Source organism: Pseudomonas sp. H2_A10 (genome assembly GCF_054680085.1).
The window spans coordinates 702,208-727,576 of record NZ_CP162821.1; the positions used below are offsets into that span (position 1 = coordinate 702,208).

Consider the following 25,369-nt stretch of genomic DNA (forward strand, 5'->3'; position numbering starts at 1 on the left):
CTGAAAGGTAGTGTGAGAGAACCAGTTGGATGCTCATTGGTCAGCTTCCTTCCATAGGCTCATGATCTTCTGGTCATACAGCAACGGGTCGGCAATCCAGGTCTGAGGCAATTCCATACTCATTTCCTGCGTGAACATGGGAATCATCGTCTCGACGGCCTCGTGATCGTTCTGATGCTCCACTGATACTTGGTTGGAATACTTGAAATGCTGCGCGGTCATGAACATTTCGAACAGGGATCCGACGTGGGCCTTCTCCGTCACCGCCCGATTCTCACTCCGACGAAGGTAGCTGAAGCTCCGCCGCATTTCCGATGACATCTGTAGCTCAGTGAGGTGGGGCAGGGCGTCCAAGGCGCTGCTTTCGGCGGACAGCCTTTCGCCCAGATGCTTGGCGGGAGTTGACTTGGTAAACGGTGACGGCTCTGCTTCAAGGAGACGTTTGCAGGTGGCTGGGTACTCTGTCGCCAAAAAATCGATCACCACACTGGTCGTTGCAGAAATCAGAGGGCTTGGGGGCAGGTCTTCGTTCAAACTCAACACCCAACCAAGTGATACTGGTACAGAAACGTTCAGGGCACACAATCTGCGGGCCACTGCGCTGGTGGATGCCTCTGTGGCCCCTAACAGCGAGAACCTCACCAACTTGGGATGTTGGAGGTACTGGACGCTGACTTCGTGCACCAACGCTTTGCTCAGCCTGTGGTGGCCTTTGTCACCAATCCAGTCGCAGGCCGCCAGGACAAACAAATCAGTAGACGCAACCCGATGGAGGCAGTTCTTTGCGTCATCTACAAGCGTATCGGCGTCCACTCCGGAGGTTTCCGCCTCGCGCCAGAGGGCATAGAACTCGCCCAACAAGGCCTTGCCATCCTGCTCAAGATTGGCTCCGTAGAGGCGGAGGTAAAAATCGTTGAACCGGATCATGTCCATGTGAATTAGCTCCGAGGATGTGGGTAGGTACGCATTAGGATGATACTAAGTCGCACCGTGGCTGCCCCAACACTGATTCGCCAGTAAAGCAATGACAGGTAAAGAATCGTGGAGCAACCAATGGCTACAATCGGCCGTTTGAATCGCCCCGGATTTCTTAAATAGTGATCGTCCGCTTTTGGCCGATTGTGTTGAAAAAGTCGGTCCTTTCAGGCTGTGCAAGTACTGACTGCTGAACATGCCTTTTTTGCGCGCAGCTACGCGAAATCTGAGCCCGGAACCCTATGCTCAAAGTAAAGATTTCAATCTCAAGCGCGTACTTTTCTGCCGTGGATACCATGGGCGACTTTTTCAACAGAATCGGCCGATTTCTGCCGTTTATGGCGGGCAGCAATCGGCCAGTAGCACTCGATCGTCGGGCATCATCTCCCGCCAAAAAGGGGCCTCTGATTGGATTAGCCGACAACTCCAATGCAGCACCAGTTTACACCAGCGGCTGATCGGTTGCGGCTGCACCCGAGTCGCCGATCCAAGAAGGCACAACGCGCCACTGATGATTTTCGCGGATATCAGCTTTCGTTGGGCATGATTTCACAAACCCTCTTTACGTAGTAGCATTTTGCAGTCAGGAAGGGACGCAAGGATTCGATGCCTGGGATAAGTGAGACTGGTTTTGAAGCAAGGAATATGACCCACAGCTCTAATCGAGAACTACGATCACATCCACATCAAGTCTTAATTTCCGCCTAATAAATGGAGAGATTCCAGCTTGATTAATCCAAAGATGGGGCCTGTATATGAAAATTGAATTTATGACCGATCGAGGTTATGAAGGGGCTCTTGCCGTTGAGGCAGGCCCTTTCAAAAAGTGGCTCAATATGAACCATCCTGAGATTGAGGTAGAAACGCCAAAGGATGCGACGATATTTGATCTCCACGACTACTCATACATCATGCCCTTGGTTAGCCTAGCCAGCGATATGTCCTTGCAAAACTATCTCGCGCTTGTAGTCCAATATTTAGAGACCTACACCAGTAACCGCTTGGATGGTGAGTCTGATGAAGTCCAGCTAAGCGCTTTCTATCAAGATGGATCTGTAACAAAGGAATTCAATTTCAAGGGAACCACAGATGCATTGAAGGCAAGCGTAAAAAAATTTGACCTTAACAAGTTTATGGAATCACCTTAATGTACGGGCTAAACCTTCTTGTCACCGAGCTGCCCAGTATTCAAAAGACTATTATAGAAATCCTAATACACATTTCTAGCAGGAATTATGACGATGCGCTTAAGCTAGTGGGCGAGGCGCAGACTGAAATCAACGAATATAAAACCGGCACAACCGAGGACCCGACAAAAAACAATTGTTTTATATATCACGTATTCTTCGAACTACTTAAAAGCCTAGCTTCGTACTGGAAGTGTGTTGAGTCAGAGAAATATTACGATTCTTGGTGCAAACTTCAGGACACTTTGGACTACTTACGTCAACTCAAGGGATTTTATAAACAAGAGAACAAAACTCTTCAGTTCCTGACTCGACAACTACTCTCCATAGAGAAAGTTTACCCTTACAAATATTTCTCAAGCTGCGGTTTTATTATTGAGAAATTTGAGTGCAGCCTTTGCTCTCAGAACATTGATAGTGATAAGTGTCCACATGTTAAAGGCCAGCTATATTCAGGGGAAATGGCAATCGCCATTGCTCGAAACATAAAAACCATCGACCATCTAGCGATTGTTACCAACCCAAAGAACAAACGTCTGGTCTTAGCACCAGACGACTCTAGGCAAGAATTCAACCTCCTCCGATTATTGGTTCTAGAGTTCAACGCAAAAAAATGCTGCCCATTGAGCTTCGCGCAAGTCCACCTCATTGAAAAAATCCGCATCGATCCAGACCATCAAAGAGCCCCGCGAAACTCACCATGCTATTGCGGAAGCGGAAAAAAATACAAAAAATGCTGCATAAAATCAGAGCAAATCCCTCATCTCCACATGGATATCTCTCTCGAGGCGTTTTTTGAAAGCCAAACATCCCAGTTTTAACCGGACAAAAATCTACCGCAGCGCAAAATCTGCACAATGAAACACTAGGAGTAAAGATGGCCAAGGCGAAGCCAGAGATGAAGATGCCAGAATTTATGGTGTTTCTTCGAGCATTAGCAGTTGGATTTCTGATAGCAGAAGTCTGGAGGGTATCATCCTATCTAGGTGATAACTTTGCCCCGAAATTGATCAATGTGAATTTCTGTACTAGAGCCTCATTCGTCCTATGCATAGCGTTGACTTGCTTTCTATATATATTAAAGCGAGGAGGATTATCACATGCTGCTCGCATCGTTCGCAGCGGTAGAGTTGATCTACTTTTAGCAACCATAGTCGGCGCATGTGTTAACGAACTCCTTTCTTCGAAGCTTGAAATATTCCACAAGGTTATCCAAGGTGCCGATCCGTACTGGACACCAGCGATTCTGGCGCTGCTCTGCACAATATTAATATCACCATTAGTTCAAGCCTATCTCGCCGACACCCAAAAAGACACTTCCCAGCTATATTTTTTAGCAGACGATGAAATACAGCAGAAGAATGAAGATGCATTAGGCTCTGATTCTCAAGCTGAATCATTCGCGAAAACCGTGATGGCAAGTAAAGCGCACCCAGGCCTAGTATTTGGCATTGATGGGCCCTGGGGCGTAGGTAAAACGAGCTTCATAAACCTGGCAGCCCGCCACTGGGAAAAACATTCTAATGAAGTAATTGTATGCCGCTTCGAACCACTCCGTTTTGCTTCTGAGCCAGATCTTACGGATAGGTTAATCAAGGAACTATCGGCAACTATTCAGAAAGAAGCCTACGCTCCGGAATTCCGGCCGGCCGCTACGCGGTATTCACGCCTAATCAAAGGCAAAGCAGATATATCCTTCTTGGGATTCAAGCTCGCTGTCGAACCATCACAAGAAACCCTTGATGAACTTTTAGATGACATTGACGATGTGCTTCGAAGAATAGGCCGACGCATTATTATCGTCATTGATGATCTTGACCGCCTAGATGCAAAAACCGCCAATTCTATTTTGTTCGCAACCCGCAGAACATTCAAATTATCACAAGCAACCTTCATACTTTGCTACGACACTGAAATTCTAGCAGGAGTGCAGGAGGAGACCTCGCGCGCACGTGAGTTCCTAGAAAAATTCGTCACTGTGAAGTTCAGCTTATTTGTCGATAGCAATTCCATACGGAATTTCCTGACGAGGGATTGGCGTAATAAAGAGCAGGAACTTGCATCGGTGCCTTCTGACACAATGGTACAGCTTGGCGCTGTGCTCAGCGAGCTTGCGAATATTCTTGAGGGGGATAACGCTGCTAGCTATTTGCCTTTTGTTGGGAATCTTCGAAAGGTAAAACGTTTCGTGAACGCCTTGCTTATTCTACAAATGGAGCGCAGCGACCTATCACGCACAGACTTCAACAAGGTCGACCTCATTAACCTCATATTGCTACATTTATTCTACCCAGGCACCTTCAGGCTAATTTATGCAGAAGAAACAGAAGGTAGATCCGGCCGCTTCTCATTGAAGAGAAATCCTAAATCAGACTACTTCATAAACTCACCAGAGTTCTCGGGACAATTAGAAAATGAGCCAGCTCAAGCTTTCCTGCTACGTCAGCTCTTCGACGCAGAAACTCTAGAACTCCCGCCACGCGCCGACATAGAGCTATCAGTACGAGCCAGTCGCGCATGCTTTAACCATGAAGAATCACGCAATCTAGAAAACTACCTCAAGCTTATTGTAAGATTTGCCACTCCTGAGCCCCAGGATACCTTCGCCCTGTACCAACAAGCTGTTAACGCAGTTATAAATGATGAAAAAGTTGAGACTATCCTATCGTCAAAAAACTTCTATCTACCTGTTCATGAGCGAGCCCATGATCAGTTCTGGAGACTGCTCGTAAATAGCTCCTCCAACTTCAACGATATTGCAGCCGAAGATGCCATTAACACCTTGGTTGAATACCTCCCCCGATATGCATCTATCGGCCGATCCGACGGGAGCCTACGGCATAGATCTATCTACGCACTCTTGAGGCTTTTAGATCGAGCTGGATGGAGTAGAACGGGCGGCAATCGTTTTGAAAACTCTAATGAAAATGTGAGAGAGATAGCTCAACGAATTTTTGGCGAGGAAGAGTACAAAAATAAAGGCCTGATTGATCGACTTGCCAGCGATGATCGAGGTGCGTTGGGGTGGAATGACTTAATGCTATTTCGGCTCCAATGCTCGGCAGATCGCCAAGGCCAACTGCATAATCTTCACAAAGCACTCATAGTGTTTGATCACCCGGACGCAGAAACCTCAGGCGCGGTGGCAAGATTGGCAATCATGGGAATGAGAAAAATCTCCCAAATAATCTTTGCCAAATTCAAAGCCGACTACATTGATAGGAAAGTTAATTTTTACGCTGCAGTTGATGCGATTCCAGTAGAAAACTTTGACACGACGGGACTTTTGCTCACTCATAGAAATGAGCCAAGCATTAAAAATGAAATTGCCAGCAACATACTTGCCAGCCGCTCAGGCGTAAAAGGTTTTGTGATATACCAGCTATGCAATAGCAAAGGCGCGAATGGCTCTGGAGTCGGTTGTGGTTACTACGATGAATCAGGTGTTGAGGACAATCACGGCATATCAAGAATAATTGTTAGTTACGTATTCGGTTTTTGCTTCAACCCCAAGGTTGATGAAGATAACGCCTATCACTTCCTTGATTATTGCCTCTCCCACCTCAGTAACTCATATTTCGAGGGAACGCCAGGTGATGGCTTCGTGGCAGCCAGAAGCGGTTTAATCGGATGCTTCGATATTGAGAGCTTTGCCTGTTATTGGAAAGAGCATGGGGCTTTGGTCCGTGCAAAAGCTGAAGAAACCCCCAACCGGAAGGTAGTGACGTCAAACTATGTCGCTTCCTATACCGACGATTTGAATGGGGTATTCAAAGTCCTTGACGGAATTGTCGATGAGAGAGAGCCAGCATATCTGGACTAACAAATAGCACAGCGACTCGGCCTCGGCGGAACAGAACCAGCGGTCATTGACCTGGCCGCTGTAGTGGGCATCTTTCCAACGCTTGTACATATTCCCAACCTACCGGACCTCTTGGCCCGAGCGGCTAGAGGATGTGGTCAGACGGCAGGACGCTGTAAGCTAAAAGAGGCCTTCAGGCCCTTTTCGTTAGCGAGCTTCCATAGACTGCATGCTTGACGGCCTTGTGAGCGTACAGCTGTGCAATCCATACTAGGGCCGCCTAGCCCCCGTAGCAAAAATAAAGCAAAGTACCTGCATTGCTCTAGGCAGGAAGCAATCACCCGTCGCTTAAGAATTTCTATAGAAAGAAGGGGTTTAGCGGTCTGAGCGATACATCTCTTAGTGTTGGAAATTACCGTGTCCAATCCATCATTGGCATCAACCGATGTGGGCAAACGGCTGCTTCTGGCAGGTAGCTGCCCTTATAGGCGAAAGCCCCTAAGTCGATGACCTCCCGCCTCAATCATCACAAACCGCTGCTCCAGAGCATCATTGATGTAACACCTATTTGCGGTGTAACACGCATATCGGCAAACCAGTCAGAGCTGTGTAACGCAATAAAAACCATTTAAAATCATAGACTTAAATAATAACGTAACACGCGTAACATCCGTAACACGGTTTGTTAGGGTATCCCGCTAGCCCCATTAGTATTGCTCCTCCAGCGAAGCGAGGTCGATCATGCTCTTGGCTTTAGTTGGATAGTGGGGGCCCTAGCGCATTCTTGAAGATACGGGGTAGGAAACCCGCCGGATCGTGTTAGCGGGAGGGCACCAGCTTAGTGAACAGATGAACCTGGTGAACTCCAGTTCACCTGTGCATATGCCCTACCCTTTTAGCCGTCTGCGAGTACCGTTACCCATACGGTAACGATGCCCTTTTTCTTCAAGATCCTTTCAATTTCAACATTGAAATTTCAGTAAGCTGGTGTGGTTGCCGCTACCACGATCCCGCGGGTTTCATGCCCCGTACTGCTAGTAAATCACCAGGGTCCCCAGCGCTTATCGGCCACGAAACTCCGACGGGTATCGCTACGAAAGATCGATACCAGGTGAAGGGAAGGTCTTTGGGGTCGCTATCCAGATGAATGCGCTTAGGAATTTGGTGGAGATTGAATGTAGACGATCTGCTTATCTCGACCCACCAACAAGCCGATGACGAGCAGGATCACTCCGAGGAAGAAGCCAACAAATCCTAGAAAGCCACTCACCAAAGTGCCACCGATGGCCGCTCCCGCCGTTTCTGCACCTGAGTGGGCGCCACTGACATTGGTAGCGATATGGCTACCGGTGAAAATAATACCGGACAAGGGGAGCATGAATGCAGCGATGCCCGAGGTCACTAGAAGTCGACGCCATGCTTTGCCAGGAGTGGGAGCATAAATCGCTACGACTAGTGCAATGATCCATGCGACGAAGAACACAATCGCGCCTGTCGCACCGCCAGCCCCTGGCGAAGCCGCTCCGGCGATGGCTACGACCATCGAAAGAAGAATGGCTAATATTAAACCGCCAACCAGCCCTGCAAGAACCTTCATCGTTAACTCCTTTTATTTGCCGAGGCATCGAATATGCTGACGTGATGTATAGCAGCAGAATGCCACTTCTGTCCTGCCGCACCGTTGTGGGCGACCAATGAATTCTCACAGAAACCGCATTTTGTGGCTCTAGCAGTTAGCCTCGTGTATGCCCACGTGTATGCCTAACCGAAACAGGACCTACAAAGCCCAGCAAATCCTGGCACTTTACAACCCAGTTCAAACGACGCCGGGGCACCATATAGCAGTCTCGGGCTGTCTCAGACAGTCTACGAAACCCCTCAAGAAGCCCGCCCCGTGCGGGCTTTCTTGTTTCTGCAGCTCCCCATTACCTCCCCTCCACAAATCCCACCCAACGATAGCCTGGCATCCAAACAAACCACTAACGTACGATACCCCCTCACCCTCCGGAGCCCCCACGGATGAGCACCCCCAACCCCCAACCCTTCGCTCTCTGGCTACGCTCCTACTCCGGTCAGGTCGAGCTTCACCAGCATGACTTCCATCAAATAGTGCTCTCCCAATCCGGGTCGATGGAGATTGAAGTCGACGGGCGAGGTGGCAAGGTCGATGCCAGCCAGGGCGTGGTGATTTCTGCGGGCTCCCGGCATACCTTTCTGGCCGACACCCATAACAGTTTCCTGGTGGTGGATGTGCCCACTGACCGTGGCGAAGCGCATAAAAGCGCTGCCGCGGAATTTGACCTGCTCAATGACAAGCGCTTTTTTGCGGTCAGGCCGGATATACGGCATTTGCTCGATTACGCCAGCAGCAACGGGGCACGGTTGATCGGTTCACTAGCGATGGCCGAGTCATGGAGTCGGTTGCTGTTGGACTCTTTGCTACAGCCCGACGTGGCGCCGAATGACCTTGGGCAGCTTATTCTCGCGAAGGCGTTGGCCTATAGCGAGCAGCACCTGGGCAACGCTCTGACAGTGCGTGATATTGCGCGCTATGCGGGCACCAGCGAACGGCGATTATATGTGTTGTTTGGGCAGCATCTGCATACAACCCCGTTCGCGCATATCGCGAATTTGCGCTTGAATCTGGCCGTTGACCTGCTGCGCCAGACGTCTTTGTCGATCATTGATATTGCGCATCGCGCCGGATACGCCGACCAGAGTGCGTTAACCCATGCGCTGAAGAAAGCGCGCGGCATGACGCCGGCCGCTGTGCGTAAACAAGCGCGACACCACTGAAAAAAAATAGCAGCCCTGAACAATTTTTTGGCGGGTCTGATCAATACTCGCTCGCCTGAGCTTTCTATTGTTCCCGCTTGAGGTTTATCCGCAGAGGGGTTTGCATGAGCACTTCCAACCCATCCATCACTCTTGCCAAGGGCGCCGTCGGTGCGACGCTGATTGGGGTGATTGCCGTGTTTTTGTGGGCGTCTTTGGCGCTCCTGACCACCTTGACCGCCGGGATCCCGGCCTTTCAGTTGTTGGCGTCGAGCTTCGCGGTCGCGTTCGTGACCAGCCTGTGCATGCTGGGGCTGCGTGGCGCTGCCGGGTTCAGCAGTTGGCGCCAGCCCTGGCCGGTGTGGGCAACTGGGTTTGCGGGTATCTTCGTTTATCACGCGTTGTATTTCTTTGCCCTGAAAGCCGCACCTGCGGCGGAAGCCAGTCTGATTGCTTTTTTGTGGCCGCTGTTGATCGTGCTGTTGTCGAGCTTTGCCACCGGCGAATCGTTGCGCAAGCGCCAGTTGCTCGGCGCTTTGCTCGGCTTAGCGGGGACGGCCTTCATCATGCAGTTGCGGGCGCGGAATGACAGTGCGTCGATGCCGGTGATGGGTTACGCCGCTGCCTTTGCCTGCGCCTGGGTCTGGGCGATCTATTCGGTGTTCAATCGGCGCTTCAGCCATGTTCCGAGCAGCATCATCGGGGGGATTTGCGGGCTGGTGGCGGTAGCCGGAGGGCTCTGCCATCTGGCTTTCGAAACCACGGTGCGGCCGGACCCAGGCCAGTGGGGAGCAATCATCGGCCTGGGGCTGGGCCCGGTCGGCCTGGCTTTTTTCGCCTGGGACCACGCGACCAAGCACGGCAACCTGTCGATGCTTGGCGCGCTGTCTTACCTGGCGCCGCTGTTCTCCACGCTGCTGCTGATTGCCATGGGGCAAAGCGATGCCAGGCCGATCCTGATGATTCCCGCAGTGTTGATCATCAGCGGTGCGGTCATCGCCACTTCACGCTCACGCGCGACCTCAGGGTGATTTCGACGGGCAAAGGAGGCAGACAATGAATCCTGCCTCACTTGCGCCCCTCAGACCCGAGCCGGCGACACAATGATTTTCACGTTGTGTTCCTTGTTTTTAACCAGTTCCTCGAAGCCCTGCCCCACGATCTGCTCCAACTGGATACGCCCGGTCACCAGCGGCGTGATATCCAGCCGGCCATCGGCGATAAATGCGATCACATCCGCGAATTCGCCGTTGTAGGCCAGTGCGCCCAGCACTTGTTTTTCTGTCGCTACCAGTTCGAAAAAGTTGAATTCGCTGGGTTCTTCGAAGATGCCCACCAGTACGCATTTGCCGGCTTTGCGGATCAGGTCGATGGCGAGTTTGGCTGTGTGTTTATTGCCGATGCATTCGAAGCTGACGTCGGCGCCGAGCCCGCCGGTGAGTCGGCGGACTTCGGCCAGGGCGTCGCACTGGTTGGGGTCGAGCACGTGGGTCGCGCCCACTTCCTTGGCCTTGGCCTTGCGGGCGCTGGACATTTCCAGGGCAATCACTTGCGCCGCCCCGGCCGCTTTGGCGCACATGATGGTGCACAGGCCGATGGTGCCGGCGCCTACCACCACGACGTTTTGCCCGAGCAGGCTGCCGGCTTTTTTCACGGCGTGCATGCCCACCGCCAGTGGCTCGATGAGTGCCCCGGCTTCGGCCGGGAAGTTCGCCGGCAGTTTGTACAGCAGGTTGGCCGGCACGTTGACCAGTTCGGCGAAGGCGCCATTGTTCATCAGGCCGGTGAAGGCCAGGTTCTCGCAGATGTTGTACAGCCCGTGGGTGCAGTAGTAGCAGGTGCCGCAATGCTGACAGGCGTCGGCCGCCACCGGTTCGCCGACGCTGAAACCTTGCACACCGGCGCCGAGTTCGACGATCTCGCCACAGAACTCATGGCCGAGAATGCACTGGCCCTTGATACCGGTCAGCGGGTGAGGGGCGTCGACCGGGATGAACACCGGGCCGGCCACGTATTCATGCAAATCGGAGCCGCAGATGCCGCACCATTGCACGCGGATCTGCACCCAACCGGCAGGAGGCGAATCGGGCAGCGGAACGTCTTCGACGCGAATATCGTGGCGGCCGTGCCAGACGGCGGCACGCATGTTGCGTTGCGGGGTGTTCGAAAGGCTCATCGCGAAGTCTCCTTGAAACGGTGGGTACCGGCGCATCGGGCAGGTTGCCAGAGCCAGAGCAAGGCCGGTGCCAGGTCCGCTGGAGTGCCTGAACAGCCGTTTCCTAGAGCGCTTGAATAGGCCGCCGAAGGTGGCGGGTGGCGCGGCCCAATGAGACGCGCCATGTCAGGCCACGCGAGGCCGCCACGAGACGCTGAGACGTTGCGTCTCACGTTTGAATCTGCCCACCGCGCCTGTATGACGTTTTGTCCGCTCATCTGTATCTAACGCCTGCCCTTGGACCGCCCTACCATCAGGCGCATCCAACCCGCGCAACGGCGTACCCACCAGGAGTCAACCTATGCCCGAACTGTCCAACTTGCTGGCGTATGGTCTGATTTCCCTCGCGATGGTGCTCACGCCCGGCCCGAACATGATCTACCTGATTTCGCGGTCGATCTGCCAAGGGCCGCTGGCCGGGTTGATTTCGCTGGGCGGCGTGGCGCTGGGGTTTGTCGTTTACATGTTCTGCGCGGCGCTGGGTATTACCGCGCTGCTAATGGCGGTGCCCTATGCGTATGACGCGCTCAGGCTCGGCGGTGCGCTCTACCTGTTGTACCTGGCCTGGCAAGCGGTGAGGCCGGGCGGGCGCTCGGCGTTCCATGTGCGGGACCTGCCGCGCGACGGGCCACGCAAGTTGTTCATGATGGGCTTCGTGACCAACCTGCTGAACCCGAAAGTCGCGGTGATGTACCTGTCGTTGCTGCCCCAATTCATCAGCCCCACCGGCCCCGGCAGTGTGCTGACGCAATCCATCGTGCTGGGTTTTACCCAGATCATGATCAGCGTGAGCGTCAATGCCGTGATCGCGATCATGGCGGGTTCCATCGCGGCGTTCCTGGCGGGTAGGCCGGTATGGCAGTGGGTGCAGCGCTGGCTGATGGGCACGGTGCTGGCCGGCCTGGCCGTGCGCATGATCATTGACGCAAGGCGCTGAGAGAGGCTGTTGTAGTGAGGCGTTTGAGCCTTTAGAAAGGTCTATCTACGCTACCAGGGCCTCGCGCAGCACCTGCTCCAGCAGGGTGAAGAACGCGTGGATATGCGCCTGTTTCAACGCCTGGGGCCGGGTGACCAGGTAGACGTCCATGGGCGGCAGTTCAATCTCCGCGAAAATCTCGCTCAGGCCCTCAGCCAGGATACGCGGCAGCACCGCCACGCCCATGCCGCGCCTTACCGATTCAAGCTGCACGTTGAACGAACTCACGCGGATCAAGGCATGGTCAAGCCCCGCCGCCTTCGCCGCGCGCATGTGCGGCAATAGGTCCAGCGGCGGCAGCAAGGCGATGCTGGCCGCCGTGGCCGGGGTGAGTGCCGGGCACCGCTGTAGATAAGCGGCATCCGCGAACACGCCGTAGTCGAGCGTGCCCAGCGCTCGATAGATCAACGACGGCTCGCCCAGATGCGCGGTGCGCACGGCGATGTCGGCCACGCCGCGCACGATTTTGTGGAAGTCCGTGGTGACCTGCAGTTCCACGGTGCAGCCAGGATGCAAGCGGGTAAAACGCTCTGCCGCTTGCAGTATCGAGGCCGAAAAACCTTCGCCGGCACTGATCAGTACCGTGCCACTCAGCGCCGCCTGCGCGCCGTCCTTCTCAATCAGGCTCTGGCGGCGCAGGCCGGCTTCGGCCGCCAGCGCCACGTCCACCAAAGACTGCCCCCGCGACGTCAGCCGGCAGCCCTCGACCCCGCGCTCAACCAGAGGCTCACCCAGGGCGGCTTCCAATTGGGTCAAGCGCCGAGCCACAGTGGACGCCGCCACCCCCAGCAACTGACCGGCCTGCAGGAAGCTGCCCCGTCGCGACACGGCCAACAGCAGACGAAGATCATCCCAATTTGCTTGCAACGCCATACCTGTGTTTATCCCTGGTCTGCAAATATGCAAAGCCATTATGCAGCAGTCGCCGTTTTTCACATGCGGTCTCAGCGGTATATCTAGCGGCCTTCTAAACACTGGGTATGGCCTGTATGAACACGAACCCCCATCGCTTGCGCAGCACCTTTGTGACCGGCGCCACCGGCTTGCTGGGCAACAACCTGGTACGCGAGCTGGTCGCGCGCGGCTACGCGGTCAAGGCGCTGGTGCGCTCGCAGTCCAAGGGTGAGCAGCAGTTCAGCGACCTGCCGCAAGTGGAACGGGTGGTGGGTGACATGGCCGATGTCGGCGCCTTCGCAGCGGCCATGCGGGGCTGCGACACGGTGTTTCACTGTGCGGCGTTCTTTCGCGATAACTACAAGGGCGGCAGCCATTGGGAGGAGCTCGAAAGAATCAACGTCGCCGGCACGCAAGCGCTGCTCCAGCAGGCCTATGACGCGGGGGTAAGACGCTTTGTCCACACCTCCTCGATTGCCGTGCTCGATGGCGCGCCCGGTACACCTATCGACGAGACATGCCTGCGCGCCGAAGCCGATGCGGACGACTACTACCGCAGCAAGATCCTCGCGGAGCGAGAGGTGCTGAGGTTTGTGCAAACCCATCCCCAGATGCACGCATGCATGGTACTGCCCGGCTGGATGTGGGGGCCTGGCGACCGTGGGCCGACGTCTTCGGGGCAGTTGGTCAAGGATGTGATCAACGGCAAACTGCCGGGGTTGATCCCCGGCACCTTCTCGCTGGTCGACGCCCGCGATGTGGCCTGGGCACTCATTGCCGCCGCCCAGAACGGACGACGCGGCGAACGGTATCTCGCCGCCGGCCGCAACTTGACCATGCGCCAACTGATCCCGCTGCTGGGGCGCATCGCCGGCGTCAAGACACCGTCCCGGCAACTGCCATTGCCCGCGCTGTACGTGCTGGCCGCCGTGCAAGAGACCTATGCCTACCTGACCGGCAAACCCATCTTGCTGAGCATGGCAACCCTGCGGTTGTTGGTACGCGAGGAGCACCGCACTTCGTTCAACCACCGCAAGAGCGAAGAGGAGCTTGGCCTGAGTTTTCGCGCGCTGGAGCAAACAGTCACTGACACGGTGGCGTGGTACCAGCAGCACGGCGGAGTATAAAAAAACCCCAGGTCGGCAGGCCTGGGGCTTTGCTGTGGGCGCCGGTTCAACGCTTTTGCAACGCCTCCAGGCGTGCCGGCAGATCTTCGTTGGGAAAGCGCGCGTGCAACGCCAGTAACTGTTCATCCGCGGCTTTGCTGTCGCCCGCCTCACGCAATAGGATAATTTCCCGCAGCCCTTGCTCCAGCGAAGGCCGCGCAACGGGCGCGCGCTTGCGCATTTTTGCCACGGACTGATCCGCCAGCGCGCCGGCAATTTCAGCCTGTACCGGCGCACTTTCGGCCTTGGGCGCAGCGGCGATCCGTGCCATGGGCGCCGGCGCCGGTGCGGAAAACGCTTGTGGTGCGGGCTGTGCGGCGTCTTCGTGCAAAGCGGAGAACGTCGCGGTGGGGATGTTGGGCTGTGGCACTGGCGAACGCATGACCACACCGATCATCAGCGCCAAACCGGCCACGGTGGCGAACGCCATTTGCCAGCGCGGGCGTTGGCAGGCGTGCAGCCAGCGTTGCCATAGGCTCGGTTGCGGCGCAGGCGCTTCGCGGCGGGCGGCATTAAGAATGAAAGCGTCGAGAGACGCAGGCGGCTCGCCGGTGCTGTGCTGGCGAAAATGCTGGATCAGCTCGTCGTCGGGAGTGTGTCGGGGGTCAGTCATACAGGTACCTCCTCGGCCAGCAGGCGACGCAATTTCTGCTGGGCGTAGCGCAAGCGGCTTTTTACGGTTTCCAGCGGCGTGTGGGTGAGCGCGGCGATTTGCGGCACTTCAAGATCAGCATGCAGACGCAGCAGGAACACTTCGCGCTGGTCTTCGGGCAAGTCTTGCAAGGCCGCGTCGAGGCGCGCCTGGTCGCGGCTCAGGCTCAACTGTTGCTCGGGGCCGGCGCTGTCGTCGGCCTGGGCGTGCAGTTGTTCATCGTAACTGTCGTGCAACGGGTTGTGGACGCCGTGCTTGCGCCAATGATCGATCAGGCGGTTGCGGGCAATCTGGAACAACCAGGTGCGAAAGCTCGCCCGGCCTTGTGGCTGGGTGCTGCTGCGGATCAGGCTGAGCCAGGTTTCCTGATAGATTTCCTCGGCCAGTTCGGCCTTGTTGCACAGAGACACGAGAAAACGGTACAGGCCCTGGCGATGGCGCGCATACAAGGCTTCGAACGCAGCGGCGTCGCCAGTGCGGTAGCGGGCCAGCAGGGATTCGTCGCTGGGTGGGTCGTCGGGTACGGCCATCTAATGGGTGAACTCCTTTCTGTCAGCCACAGTGGATCATTGTCATAGTCCAGATCAGTGTTTCAGGCTTTGGGCCAATTCCACCAGTTGCACGAATTCATTGCGCAGGCCAAAGGGGTCGTCGCCCCGTGCCGAGCGGGCCAGCGCGGCGGTGTCGTTCAAACGCATGCCGCCAGTGTAGCGGCCGTCACCCTTGAGCTGTTGCGCGAAAGCAGCCACGGCAGCCGCGAAGCGCAGGTCATCGCTGGCCTTGGTGCTTTTGGCGCTCACGGGCCGCTCGATCAAGCGGCTGTCACCACCCGCGGCAGGCTTGTAGCGCACGCGTACCATCGCCAGCTCATCGGTTTTACCTTCAGCGGCCGGCGCGGTGGCATAGCGCAGCGGCTCCAGCCAGCCCTTCTCTCCTTTCGGCACAATTTCGTACAGCGCAGTCACCGTATGCCCCGCGCCGATTTCGCCGGCATCCACTTTGTCGTTGTTGAAATCCTCACGCTTCAAGGCGCGGTTTTCATAACCCAGCAAGCGGTATTCGCTGACCTGGGCCGGGTTGAATTCCACCTGCAACTTCACATCCCGCGCCACCACGGCGAGGGTCGAGCTGAGCTGGTCTACCAGCACCTTGCGCGCTTCGCGCAGATTGTCGATGTAGGCATAGTTGCCGTCGCCGGCATCGGCCAGTTGCTCCATCAGGTGTTCGTTGTAGTTATCCACACCGAACCCGAGGGTGGTCAGCGACACACCGCTTTTACGCTGATCGACGGCCATTTGTTTGAGGCTGTCGAAGTCGCTGACGCCCACGTTGAAGTCGCCGTCGGTGGCCAGCAGGATGCGGTTGATGCCCTTGTCGATAAAACCTTCGCGGGCCATCTGGTAGGCCAGTTGAATACCGGATGCGCCTGCGGTGGAGCCGCCGGCGGTGAGTTGATCAATGGCGTTGCGGATCCTGGCCTTGTCGCGGCCCGAGGTGGGCGGCAGCACCACGCGGGATTCGCCGGCGTACACCACCAAAGAAACGCGGTCCTGCTCGCGCAGTTGATCGACCAGCAATTTCAGCGTGCTTTGCACCAGCGGCAAGCCTTCACGCCGGTCCATGGAGCCGGACACGTCCACCAGAAACACCAGGTTGGCCGGCGCCAGTTCGGCCACGGCATGCTCGGACGCCTTGATGCCGATGCGCAGCAGTTGCGTGCGCGGGTTCCACGGCGTGGCCGCGACTTCGGTGGTCACGCCGAACGGCGAACCGTCGGTGGGCAATGCGTAGTGGTAGGGGAAGTAATTGACCATTTCTTCCAATCGCACAGCGCCTTCGGGCGGCAGGCGGCCTGCGTTGAGGAAACGTCGTACGTTGGCGTAGCTGCCGGTGTCGACATCGACGCTGAAGGTGGAGACCGGCGTTTCGGCAACGCGATGCACCGGGTTGTCCGGCAGGTTGGCATATTGCTCACGGGGCTCGCTGCGATAGTCCATCGCGGCTGACTCCTGCAACTGCATCGGTGCGGGCATGGCCATGCGCTTGACCAAGGCGCCCTCGACATGCGCGCGCTGCGGCTCGGCGACTGGGGTGGGTTCGGCCGGTTTGACCAAGCCAGGCGATGAAGACAGCCCACACCCGGCCAGAGCGACCAGTAGGGTCACGGCAAAGCCTTGGGCAGCAGGACGCAGGTGGGAAAGAGGACGGGACATTGGCTTAACCTCATGTGTGAATGATTCGCTCACAAGGTCAGACGCAAAGCGTCAGGTGTTCGGGTTAATCAACGGTGAATCTGGAAAAATCCGAGCGGGTCGCACCGAGCACATCCAACCATGGTCGCCGGCCCGGCAGTGACGGGGGTCAGCGCTGAAATGGCGGGGCCGCCCACCCGCAAACACCCTGTTCAACCGCTCATGAACGCCGCAAAAAAGGTTTTATGCGGACATACATCCACCTTTGGAAATTCTCGCTGGCACTGGCAGTTTTGCCCTTGCAAGAAGGAAGCTTGCGGGCTTTATCACGTATGGACAGGTGCAAATAACCCAGCGGAACCACGACCTTGAGAATAGATTCCACACCGTCTTTTAACCCCTACACCCCCACCCCTCAGCCGGCTCAGCGGCCCTCCCGGCAGGCCGCCTCGCGGACAACCCTGCGGCCATTCCATGCGCCCTCGACCCCGCACCGCTATGTGCGCTCGGCCCAGCAGCACTCGGCCCCACAAAACCGCCGCACCCACCTGCCCACCACTGCCACTCAAACCGCCCACTATGACGCTACCCAGCGCTTGGACGACCCGCACGTGGCCCGGATCAACAAGCAGTCCTTTTACAAACAGCGCGCCATTGAGCAGCTCACCCAGGGAACCGGTAAGTGGCAGGACTGGAACCGAAACGGCCAGACCGAAATCGCCTACAGCTTTGTGCAGGGCGCCGGCGGCTTCAACGAGGCTCAAAAACAAGAGGCCCGGCGCGCCATCCAGTCCTGGGGGGATGTCGCCAACTTGGCGTTCACTGAAAACGGCACACAGACAGAGGGGCGGTTGTCGTTTCAAATCTCAGACACCGAAAAGACCGCCCAAGGCTTTTTTCCCGGGCGCCATTCCAAAAGCGGCGATACCGTTTTCAACCCGCATTTCGTGAAACGCCCGACTCTCACCCATGAAATCGGCCACACCCTCGGCCTGACGCATCCAGGTCACTACAACCTCACCGCGTCCGAGGATCAGCGCGTCTACGCACAAGACTCAAAAGCCCATACCGTCATGAGTTACTTCGAGGCGCGGAGCAGCGGCAAACAGCTTGAGGGTGAGCCAAAAGCCCCGATGATGGACGACATCAGCGCCGCTCAAACCTTGTACGGCGCCAATCGTCAAACCCGGCGGGAAGACAACACCTACGGCTTCAACTCCAACAGCGGACGAGATTACTACTCCCTCGCAAGCTACCGGGATAGCGCCGCCTTTTGCATCTGGGACGGCGCCGGCAACGACACGCTGGACGTTTCGGGTTACGGCAACAATCAGGTCATCAACCTCAGGGCCGGCTCGTTCTCCGATGTGGGTGGCTTACAGGGCAATGTCTCTATCGCCCGTGATTGCACCATCGAAAACGCCGTCGGCGGTTCCGGTCATGACGTCATGATCGGTAACGACGCCAATAACCGGCTCACGGGTGGGTTCGGCGCAGACCAGTTACGCGGCGGCAGGGGCGCCGACATATTCGTCTATAACCACGCCAGCGACTCCACGCCTGAAGCCGCGGATGAAATCATGGACTTCACCAGCGGCATCGACAAACTGGACCTGCGCGACCTGGAGCAAAAGGCGAATGCGCGCCTTACCCTCGTGACGGCATTCACCGGGCGTGCCGGCGAGACAATCGTGAGCTACAACCCCAGCACCCATCGCTACTTCGTCGCCATAGACCTTGCCGGCAAACGATCTGCGGACTTCCTGGTCAAGAGCTCGCAAGTGATCAGGCCGAAGGACATTCTGGTGAACTGACGGGGCGCCAGCGTTTGCTGACCGGCAGCGGCCGGCAAACGCATGTTCGGCAACTCAGTCGGTGCCGTACTTGGGGTTACGCGGCCCGTACAGAATCCCGGCGCGTTGCCCCGGCGACAGCAGCCGAGCACTGGTGATACCGGCAATCGGGTGCGCCGCATCGGTGGAGCTGTTGATTACCTGCTTGACCGCTGCGGTGATCAGCATGCCCACCAGACCGCCGCTGTTATTGTTGCCCTCTTCGCTGGAGGCCCGTGCCGAGCCGGTCCACAGCGTGGTGCCGGTGCGCAGGTCGACCAGTTTGGCCGAAGCGGTCACGGCGGTGTCGCTGGAGATCAGCATGTACTTGGTGCCGTATTCGCTGACGGTGATGTACAACGCCGCGTCCGCGCCGAAGATGTCATGCAGCTTGGTCGGCGGTACGCCCTGGATATCGTTGGCCGTGGTCAAACCATTCTGGCGGAAGGTTTCGTCCACCAGCGCAATCGGCAACACGTAGTAGCCGGCTTCGGCCAACGGATAGGTCACTTGCGAAACCAGGCTATAGGACGCCTGCACTTCCGGCGACTCGTTGATCGGTGGCAACACCAGGATCGACTTGGGCCGCGCCTGTTTGTAGGCCGTGTAATCAATGGTCTTGGGCGCTGCGCAACCGCCGAGCAGAGCCAGGGCCAGCAAGGCGCCGGTGAGTTTTAACAGGCTCATTTGGTGGCGACTCCGGCTTTGGCGTTTTTCAACAGAAAGTCCATGTACGCGGCGGACTCAGGGAACAGTGCCTTCTCGGTGCGAAACTCCTGCACCATCTGGTCGTCCTTGCCCATGCTCAGATACAGCATGCCCAAGTGGGCGTGGTAGCCCGGCGGCGCCTTGCGGCCACTGGCGTTGATCTTTTGCAGGTCACGCTCCAGCGCCTCGACCTGCGCTTCCTTGGGCTCGCCCTTGAAGTACTCGTAAACCTGCGGCTGGTAGCTTTCCCATTGGTACAGCGGTGGGGGCGCCGACTGGCACCCGGTCACCAGCGCGATTGCTGTCAGCGTCAGCGCTAACTTCACTGCCTTGCTCATCCGTGTACTGCTCCTTGAGATGCTGTTAATCAGTTGCGCGGGTTCCAGGCGCCTGCGTTGATGCCGTCGACGAGGCGGTTGATCGCTTCGCGCATGGCCAGGTCCAGCACCTTGCCATTGAGGGTGGAGTCGTAGCTGGCGGTGCCGCCGAAGCCGACCACTTCACGGTTGGACAGCGCGTATTCACCGGCGCCCTGGGTGGAATACACCACTTCCGACGTACTGATGTTGACGATGTTCAACGCGACCTTGGCGTAGGCCACCTGGGTCTTGCCACGGCCGAGGATGCCGAACAACTGGCGGTCGCCGGTTTCCTTGCGACCGAATTCGGTCACGTCGCCGGTGACCACGTAGTCCGCGCCCTTGAGCTTCTGCACGGTGCCTTTGATCGCGGCTTCCTGGGAGATTTCGCCCATGTTGTCGCGGTCCAGCACGCTGAAGCGGTTGGTCTGCTGCAGGTGGGTAATCAGGATGGTCTTGGCCTGGCCACCGAGGCGGTCGACGCCGTCGGAGAAGATGCCGCGCATGTAGCTGGAGCGGTTATCGAACTTGCCCACGGCGATCGGCACACGCACGCCGGAATAGGCGATGTGGGCGCTGGCCACTTGCTCCACCGGCATAGCGCGATTGCTTTCGGTGGCGCAACCGGCCACGGTCAGCAGGGCTGCGGCGGTGAGACCGGACAGCAGGGTTTTGGAAAGTATATTCACAGGGTGCTCCTGGAGAGATAAATCGGTAGTGGGCAACGTTAGCGAGACGGGATGTCGCGCAGGTCATCGACGATGTCGCGACTCAACACGCCGGTGTAAAAACGCTCGACGCTGGAGTTACCGGTGTTGGTGATAATGCCGCCCATGGTCCGCCACTGTTGCGCCTCACCCATCACACCGGCGGGTACGAGGTTCTCGCGCGTCTTGGCAAAGTGCAGCACCTCGCTGCCCCCCTTCTTGACCTTGACCTGATAGCTGAAATCGACACTGGCCAAAATGGTGTTGTCATCAACGATCAACGTCGAGAGGCCGCCCTTGGAATCCGGGATATGGCGCGTGTAGACGATGCTGATGTCCAGCAGGTAATCGGCTTTTTCCTTGCTCGAGGCATAACGCTTGGCGTTGAGCAGGCGGCTCACCAGATCGACGCCCAGTTGCTGGCGCACCTTGTCATCCGGCAAAAAACGCTCATTTTTGCCCACTACTTCAACGTCAAAGGTGTCGAGCCAGTAAGTGGCTGTTTTAGGAATCGTGACCGGTGTCGGCGAAATGTAGTACGCCGGCTTGGAGGCGCAGCCCGCCAATAGGCAGACGGCAAGGAATACGGCAAAGGCGCGCATGTCTGAATTCGTCCCTGAAAAGTATCGTGCTTTAAACAGTCGCGGCATTTTACGGGGTTGAGAGCGGTTCTCAAGGTGTTTCGTCGGCCAGCGTGCGGTAACGCACACTCCTCAAGTTATGCGTAAATAGGTCGAGACACTGACTCGGCTTGCTCACTTATAGGGATATTGCGTGCTTAACACTCTTCTACGGGCTACGGCCCTGCTTGCCGCGCTGTCGATGACCGGCTGCGTGTCCTACACCGTCACCGGCCCTATCGCCACCCCGCTCCACCCGGTATCTGCCAGCAGCCCGCGCAGCGCGCAAGTCGCCGACGTGACGGTGAGCGCCACCGACGTCAACGAGGCTAACAAGGCGGCCATCAGCAGTTCCCTGACGGCGCAGATCAGCCAGTACGTGCGCAGCGCCGGTTACTTCAAGCAAGTCACCGAGTACCCGGTGCGCCTGGGCGAGCAGGACGTCACGCTTAAATTCAACATGACCTCCCTCAAGGGCCATCGCGCGCCGCACCCGGCGTACGTGCCCGGCGCGCTGCTGACGCTGACCATTTGGATCTGGGTCAACGGCCCGATCTATGTGGACAGCTTCGACGTGGCCGGCGACCTGGTGATCGTCGACCGCAACGGCAAGGAACTGGCCAAGGCCAAAGACTCGATCACCTTCGAACACAACGTTGGCCTGTACAGCGGCCAATATTGGGCGCCTTCGATGGGCGGCCAACAACTGACCAAACTGGTCGGGCAACTGCTCGACACCGCTACCGCCAACCTGGCCAAACCGTAATCTCAAGGAGCAACGCGTGAAAGGATTGATCAAACACAGCCTGGTACTGACAGCGGTCTTGCTGACCGGTTGCGTGTCTTACTCGCAGCACGAACTGCCTGCCGTTCAGCCCTGACCGCCGACCGCCAATGCGCCCGCGCAAAAGCCCACCGCGTACGTGCACACCACGGCGCAGAACCACGTCAACGGTGGCCCGGGCAACGCGGCGGTCGGCGCGCCGGTAGTGCTGTGGGAAAAGGCCGTGGCCGATTCCTATCGCGCCTCCAACCGTTTTTCGCGGGTGAGCACCGATAAGGTCGACTCGGATATCTACGTGGATGCCACGTTGCATAACAACGAAGAGTACAGCCCGGTATCGGCGTTTATCACCGGCTTCACATTTTTCATCATTCCGAGCACGGCGAAGAACATCTTCACCCTGGAGACGGTGTTCAAGGACAAGGACGGCAAGGAACTGGGCCGCGTCAAGAAGAGCGAATCGGTGCGCACCTGGATGCACCTGGTGCTGATTGTGGGCATCCCGTTCCAGGCCGATACGCGGGAAGTGGTGGAGGCGCTGACGCGCAGTACGCTGGATGAGGCGGTGCAGCGCAAGTTGCTCTGAACCACCCAAGGTAACCAGCCAACAGGTCTTCCTGTAGTGAGCGGGCTTGCCCCGCTCACTACAGAAGTGCTGCGTTTAGAAGGCGTAGCGCGCTTTGAGCATCACGCCATCGGCATCAAAACCACTGCGCGCCTGGCGCGTGTAGCTGGCGCCCACGCTGAAGTCCGACACGTTGTAGTTCACGCCCACGCTGGCCTCGTAGCTGTCACGCGCCACCGATGCACCGGTCACGGTAAACGCCGAACCACCGGCCACGAAGCTGGAGGTTTGCGCCACGCGGTCACCCATCAGGTCGTGATAGGCCATCAAGGTCGCTTCCGGCTGCAAGCTGCCGGCGCCCATCGGCAGGTGGCCGGCCAGGCGTACGCCCGCACCCACTTCGCCCACTTCATAACGTTGCGAACGCGTACTCAGCGCCGCTGACGAACCTTTCTCGTCGTAGCCATCCATGCGCACGTTGGAATAACGCGCCGCCACACGCGGCTCGATCACCACCGCTTGCGACGGCTTGAAGCTGTAACCACCGATCACGCTGGCCGACAGCACATTGCTGTCATAACTGCCCTTGGCCGTGGTGCCGGCGATGTGGCGCTTGCTGTCGTTTTCGTTGTGGCCATAGCTGAGGCTGCCGTCGGCGAACCAGTTTTGCAGGGCCCAGTTGCCGTACAACGACAGCGCGTGCCCTTCGACGTCGGTTTTGTTGCCCAAGTCGGAGTGGATATTGGAATTGAGGTAGCTGTAGGCCACGCCCAAAATCGTGGTGTCGTTCAGACGCCCATCCACACCTACCGCCATGCCGCTGCTGTTGGCCGAATAACCGTTATCACCGCCGCGACCGTCCTGGTCCATGTTGCTGCTTAGGCCCTGCACCCACACACCGCCGACCTGGTGGCTTTCGCGTTGGTCGGTGAGGCGATTGAAGATCGCGCCGTTGACCACGGTTTGCCCCGACAACGCCACGTCGAGAGCACCACGGTTGACGTCCGGCTTGAGCTGGTCACCGATTTTCGCCAGTTGCTGCGCGGTGCCGGCGTTGGCCAGCGCCTGGAAGACTTGGTCGTCTGCGCTGAGCTTGCTGAGTACACCGTTCTTGAAGGTATTGACCGCCGTGACCGACGCCGCGCTGGCGCCCACAGCCGCCAGGTCTTGCTGAACTTGCTGGTTGCTTTTGACCGCCACCACGGCCTTGACCGTTTGCGCGTCGGACGAATAGCTGAGCACGTCCAGCAACGATGAAGCACTGGCCACGGACAGGCCGTTGTCTTGCACGCTGGTGGCTTGCAGCAGGGTGTATTGGGTGCCGTCGTGGGTGCTGGCGAAATCGCCAGGGTTGGCGCTTACGGTCAGCGTCGACGCCTGGGCAAAGTTGGCGGTGCCGTTGACGGTCAGGTACGGCGTGGTGGGCACAACACTGTCGGCCAGGTGCATATCGATACCGGCACCACTGGCAACGTTGAGGTTGCCGGTGATGGCGGTGCCGGGGGCCGACAGGTTCAGCGAGCCCGAATTGACCGACACCGGCGCAATGATGCGGCTGCCGCTGAAAGCGGCCTGGCCGTCAATATTCACCGCGTTCAGGTTCAGCACATCACCGATGATCGTGCCGCCGGTCCAGTTCAACGTGGCCAGGTTGCCGGCGTCGATGGCGATACCGGAATTGCTGCGAATCTCACCGGCTTGCTGGTTGATCTCAAACGTCGAGACCTGGTCGGCCGTGTCAACGCTGATGGCGGTGCCATCGGCGCGGATAATGCCGCGGTTGACGATACCGCGCGCGCCCGTCGCGCTGTTCTGGGCGAACGTGGCACCGGAGAATTCAAAGGCGCCGGCGTTGGTGCCCATGCCTTCGATGGTGCCGGTGTTGAGGATGTAATCCAGGGTACCTTCAAGCACCAGCACGCCACGGGCGCCATCGCCATTGGCCGACAGCAGGCCGCTGTTTTCGATACGCAGTGGGGCGGTGGGAGTTTCCACCTCGATCCCCCAAGCGCCCTCGCCGGTGGCCCTGATGGTGCCGGAGTTGAGGAGCTTGCCGCCGATGGTCACCGGGTCGGCGTTGTTACGGTCCAGCACGATACCGATCGCGCCTTCGCCCGCCATGTCGATCAGGCCGGTGTTGGACACATCGCCGCCAATGGTGGTGCCGTGCAGGTAGATGCCCTCGCCTCCGCCGATAAAGCCAGGCGACGGTGCAGGCGCCGAAGGTGGCGTAGAACTGATCGTGCCGGAGTTGATCACGCTGCCGCCAATGGTGGTCGCGCCGATCTCGAGGCCTTCGTCGCCACCGTTGTTCATCCGGATGTTGCCGGTCTGCAACACATCACCGGTCACAGAGCCCGGGCTGAGGTTGAGCGGACCGGTCCAGAACATCGGGTCCAGCGCAAAGCCGCGCACGGTATTGCCGTCGGCATTGAGCGTAATATCGGCGCGATTGATCAATGACCCCTGGATATGGGTACCCGCGACCCCCAGCCCGGCGGGAGGCATGTTGGTCGAGTTGATCACCTGGGTGGTCTGCCCGGTCAGGATCAGCGACTCGTTGTAGGTCTCGCTGACAAACTGGGTTTTGCCTGCCCCGAGGTCAACTTCTACCGCCAGCACTTGCGTGCTGATTGCGCCGACCACGATTGCCAACAGGCTTTTCTGGAACTGCTTGTGCTTCATTTCTAACTCCATGAACTACAGGTCAAAGCCGCCAACAGGCCCGGCGGCAGTAGGTGAATTGAGCGCAGGGACCCATCGATCCGAATACCTATCCTCGATGCGTTTGCGCAACACCCAGGCACGACGATTCGCACCGCGGGGGGCAGTGGCAAAACAACGGGGAATAGGGAATAAACGCTCACATCAATCCTTAATGTTTTTGAAAACGCTGCAATCCATGCAGCCCGACCGCGTGCGGGTGGGCGCGGTAAAGACCTTCAAACGTACGAAAAGGT

22 protein-coding genes and 1 pseudogene are annotated in these 25,369 nt (G+C 57.6%); 11 read left to right on the forward strand and 12 right to left on the reverse strand.

From position 1 onward, the window contains the following. Positions 1–33 precede the first annotated feature (33 nt). Positions 34–933, reverse strand: coding sequence for a hypothetical protein (locus AB4O23_RS03150; protein ID WP_065896182.1), 900 nt, complete (start codon positions 931–933; stop codon positions 34–36). 284 nt (positions 934–1,217) lie between these two features. On the opposite strand from AB4O23_RS03150, the gene AB4O23_RS03155 reads away from it, so the two are divergent. From AB4O23_RS03155 to AB4O23_RS03170, 4 genes are all read left to right on the forward strand, one after another. Beyond that, positions 1,218–1,433, forward strand: a complete 216-nt coding sequence (locus tag AB4O23_RS03155; protein WP_176718017.1) for a hypothetical protein — start codon at positions 1,218–1,220, stop codon at positions 1,431–1,433. Between the two features lie 297 nt (positions 1,434–1,730). Next, entirely contained in the window at positions 1,731–2,123 is a 393-nt protein-coding gene (locus tag AB4O23_RS03160) for a hypothetical protein (protein ID WP_065896184.1), read from the forward strand. Continuing rightward, complete coding sequence (locus tag AB4O23_RS03165; protein ID WP_065896185.1) at positions 2,123–2,983, forward strand: SEC-C metal-binding domain-containing protein; 861 nt, start codon at positions 2,123–2,125, stop codon at positions 2,981–2,983. The genes AB4O23_RS03160 and AB4O23_RS03165 overlap by 1 nt, the downstream gene beginning before the upstream one ends. 56 nt (positions 2,984–3,039) lie before the next feature. Then, the gene (locus AB4O23_RS03170) at positions 3,040–5,985 is read left to right on the forward strand and encodes a KAP family NTPase (RefSeq protein WP_460062166.1); all 2,946 of its coding nucleotides are present in this window, start codon (positions 3,040–3,042) and stop codon (positions 5,983–5,985) included. A gap of 1,132 nt (positions 5,986–7,117) precedes the next feature. Here AB4O23_RS03170 and AB4O23_RS03175 read toward each other — a convergent pair. Beyond that, on the reverse strand, positions 7,118–7,561 hold the full coding sequence (locus AB4O23_RS03175) for a hypothetical protein (protein ID WP_065896187.1): 444 nt from the start codon (positions 7,559–7,561) through the stop codon (positions 7,118–7,120). A 422-nt stretch (positions 7,562–7,983) separates the two neighbouring features. On the opposite strand from AB4O23_RS03175, the gene AB4O23_RS03180 reads away from it, so the two are divergent. Both AB4O23_RS03180 and yddG read left to right on the forward strand, forming a co-directional pair. After that, entirely contained in the window at positions 7,984–8,760 is a 777-nt protein-coding gene (locus tag AB4O23_RS03180) for an AraC family transcriptional regulator (protein ID WP_065876839.1), read from the forward strand. A 104-nt stretch (positions 8,761–8,864) separates the two neighbouring features. Continuing rightward, entirely contained in the window at positions 8,865–9,770 is a 906-nt protein-coding gene (gene yddG / locus AB4O23_RS03185) for an aromatic amino acid exporter YddG (RefSeq protein ID WP_065876840.1), read from the forward strand. Positions 9,771–9,820: 50 nt separating this feature from the next. Here yddG and AB4O23_RS03190 read toward each other — a convergent pair whose 3' ends face one another. Continuing rightward, a complete protein-coding gene (locus AB4O23_RS03190) occupies positions 9,821–10,885 on the reverse strand; it encodes a 2,3-butanediol dehydrogenase (RefSeq protein ID WP_223271488.1) in 1,065 nt (354 codons plus the stop codon). 370 nt (positions 10,886–11,255) lie between these two features. On the opposite strand from AB4O23_RS03190, the gene AB4O23_RS03195 reads away from it, so the two are divergent. Continuing rightward, on the forward strand, positions 11,256–11,891 hold the full coding sequence (locus AB4O23_RS03195) for a LysE family translocator (protein ID WP_017526107.1): 636 nt from the start codon (positions 11,256–11,258) through the stop codon (positions 11,889–11,891). Between the two features lie 45 nt (positions 11,892–11,936). Here AB4O23_RS03195 and AB4O23_RS03200 read toward each other — a convergent pair whose 3' ends face one another. Continuing rightward, positions 11,937–12,803 carry a LysR family transcriptional regulator gene (locus AB4O23_RS03200; protein WP_068936868.1) on the reverse strand — a complete coding sequence of 289 codons (867 nt, stop codon included), beginning with the start codon at positions 12,801–12,803 and terminating at the stop codon, positions 11,937–11,939. A gap of 116 nt (positions 12,804–12,919) precedes the next feature. On the opposite strand from AB4O23_RS03200, the gene AB4O23_RS03205 reads away from it, so the two are divergent. Next, a complete protein-coding gene (locus AB4O23_RS03205; protein ID WP_065876843.1) occupies positions 12,920–13,951 on the forward strand; it encodes an SDR family oxidoreductase in 1,032 nt (343 codons plus the stop codon). 46 nt (positions 13,952–13,997) lie between these two features. Here the strand turns inward: AB4O23_RS03205 and AB4O23_RS03210 are convergent, their stop codons facing one another. From AB4O23_RS03210 to AB4O23_RS03220, 3 genes are read right to left on the reverse strand one after another with little or no spacing between them, the layout of a single operon-like run. Further along, positions 13,998–14,603: a hypothetical protein gene (locus AB4O23_RS03210; RefSeq protein WP_460062171.1), complete on the reverse strand. Its 606-nt coding sequence runs from the start codon at positions 14,601–14,603 to the stop codon at positions 13,998–14,000. Further along, positions 14,600–15,172, reverse strand: coding sequence for an RNA polymerase sigma factor (locus AB4O23_RS03215; protein ID WP_065876845.1), 573 nt, complete (start codon positions 15,170–15,172; stop codon positions 14,600–14,602). The genes AB4O23_RS03210 and AB4O23_RS03215 overlap by 4 nt, the downstream gene beginning before the upstream one ends. Before the next feature lie 54 nt (positions 15,173–15,226). Next, entirely contained in the window at positions 15,227–16,855 is a 1,629-nt protein-coding gene (locus AB4O23_RS03220) for a vWA domain-containing protein (RefSeq protein WP_135196965.1), read from the reverse strand. A 590-nt stretch (positions 16,856–17,445) separates the two neighbouring features. Between AB4O23_RS03220 and AB4O23_RS03225 the strand changes: the two genes are divergently transcribed. Then, positions 17,446–18,648, forward strand: a complete 1,203-nt coding sequence (locus AB4O23_RS03225; RefSeq protein WP_460062177.1) for a M10 family metallopeptidase C-terminal domain-containing protein — start codon at positions 17,446–17,448, stop codon at positions 18,646–18,648. 54 nt (positions 18,649–18,702) lie between these two features. Here the strand turns inward: AB4O23_RS03225 and AB4O23_RS03230 are convergent, their stop codons facing one another. Genes AB4O23_RS03230 through AB4O23_RS03245 form a run of 4 tightly spaced genes read right to left on the reverse strand, consistent with a single transcriptional unit; the run spans position 18,703 to position 21,042 of the window. Then, positions 18,703–19,353: a DUF799 domain-containing protein gene (locus AB4O23_RS03230; protein WP_017526114.1), complete on the reverse strand. Its 651-nt coding sequence runs from the start codon at positions 19,351–19,353 to the stop codon at positions 18,703–18,705. Next, on the reverse strand, positions 19,350–19,712 hold the full coding sequence (locus AB4O23_RS03235) for a DUF4810 domain-containing protein (protein WP_017526115.1): 363 nt from the start codon (positions 19,710–19,712) through the stop codon (positions 19,350–19,352). Before AB4O23_RS03235 ends, AB4O23_RS03230 begins: the two co-directional genes overlap by 4 nt. A 29-nt stretch (positions 19,713–19,741) precedes the next feature. Further along, positions 19,742–20,422 (reverse strand): CsgG/HfaB family protein, encoded by a 681-nt coding sequence (locus tag AB4O23_RS03240; protein ID WP_017526116.1) that lies wholly within the window; start codon positions 20,420–20,422, stop codon positions 19,742–19,744. Between the two features lie 38 nt (positions 20,423–20,460). Beyond that, positions 20,461–21,042, reverse strand: coding sequence for a hypothetical protein (locus AB4O23_RS03245; RefSeq protein ID WP_460062180.1), 582 nt, complete (start codon positions 21,040–21,042; stop codon positions 20,461–20,463). A 172-nt stretch (positions 21,043–21,214) separates the two neighbouring features. On the opposite strand from AB4O23_RS03245, the gene AB4O23_RS03250 reads away from it, so the two are divergent. Then, positions 21,215–21,826, forward strand: coding sequence for a hypothetical protein (locus tag AB4O23_RS03250; protein ID WP_017526118.1), 612 nt, complete (start codon positions 21,215–21,217; stop codon positions 21,824–21,826). 16 nt (positions 21,827–21,842) lie between these two features. After that, positions 21,843–22,430 (forward strand): annotated as a pseudogene (locus tag AB4O23_RS03255) (hypothetical protein). Positions 22,431–22,505: 75 nt separating this feature from the next. Here AB4O23_RS03255 and AB4O23_RS03260 read toward each other — a convergent pair. Continuing rightward, positions 22,506–25,094: an autotransporter family protein gene (locus tag AB4O23_RS03260; protein ID WP_460089444.1), complete on the reverse strand. Its 2,589-nt coding sequence runs from the start codon at positions 25,092–25,094 to the stop codon at positions 22,506–22,508. Positions 25,095–25,369 lie beyond the last annotated feature (275 nt).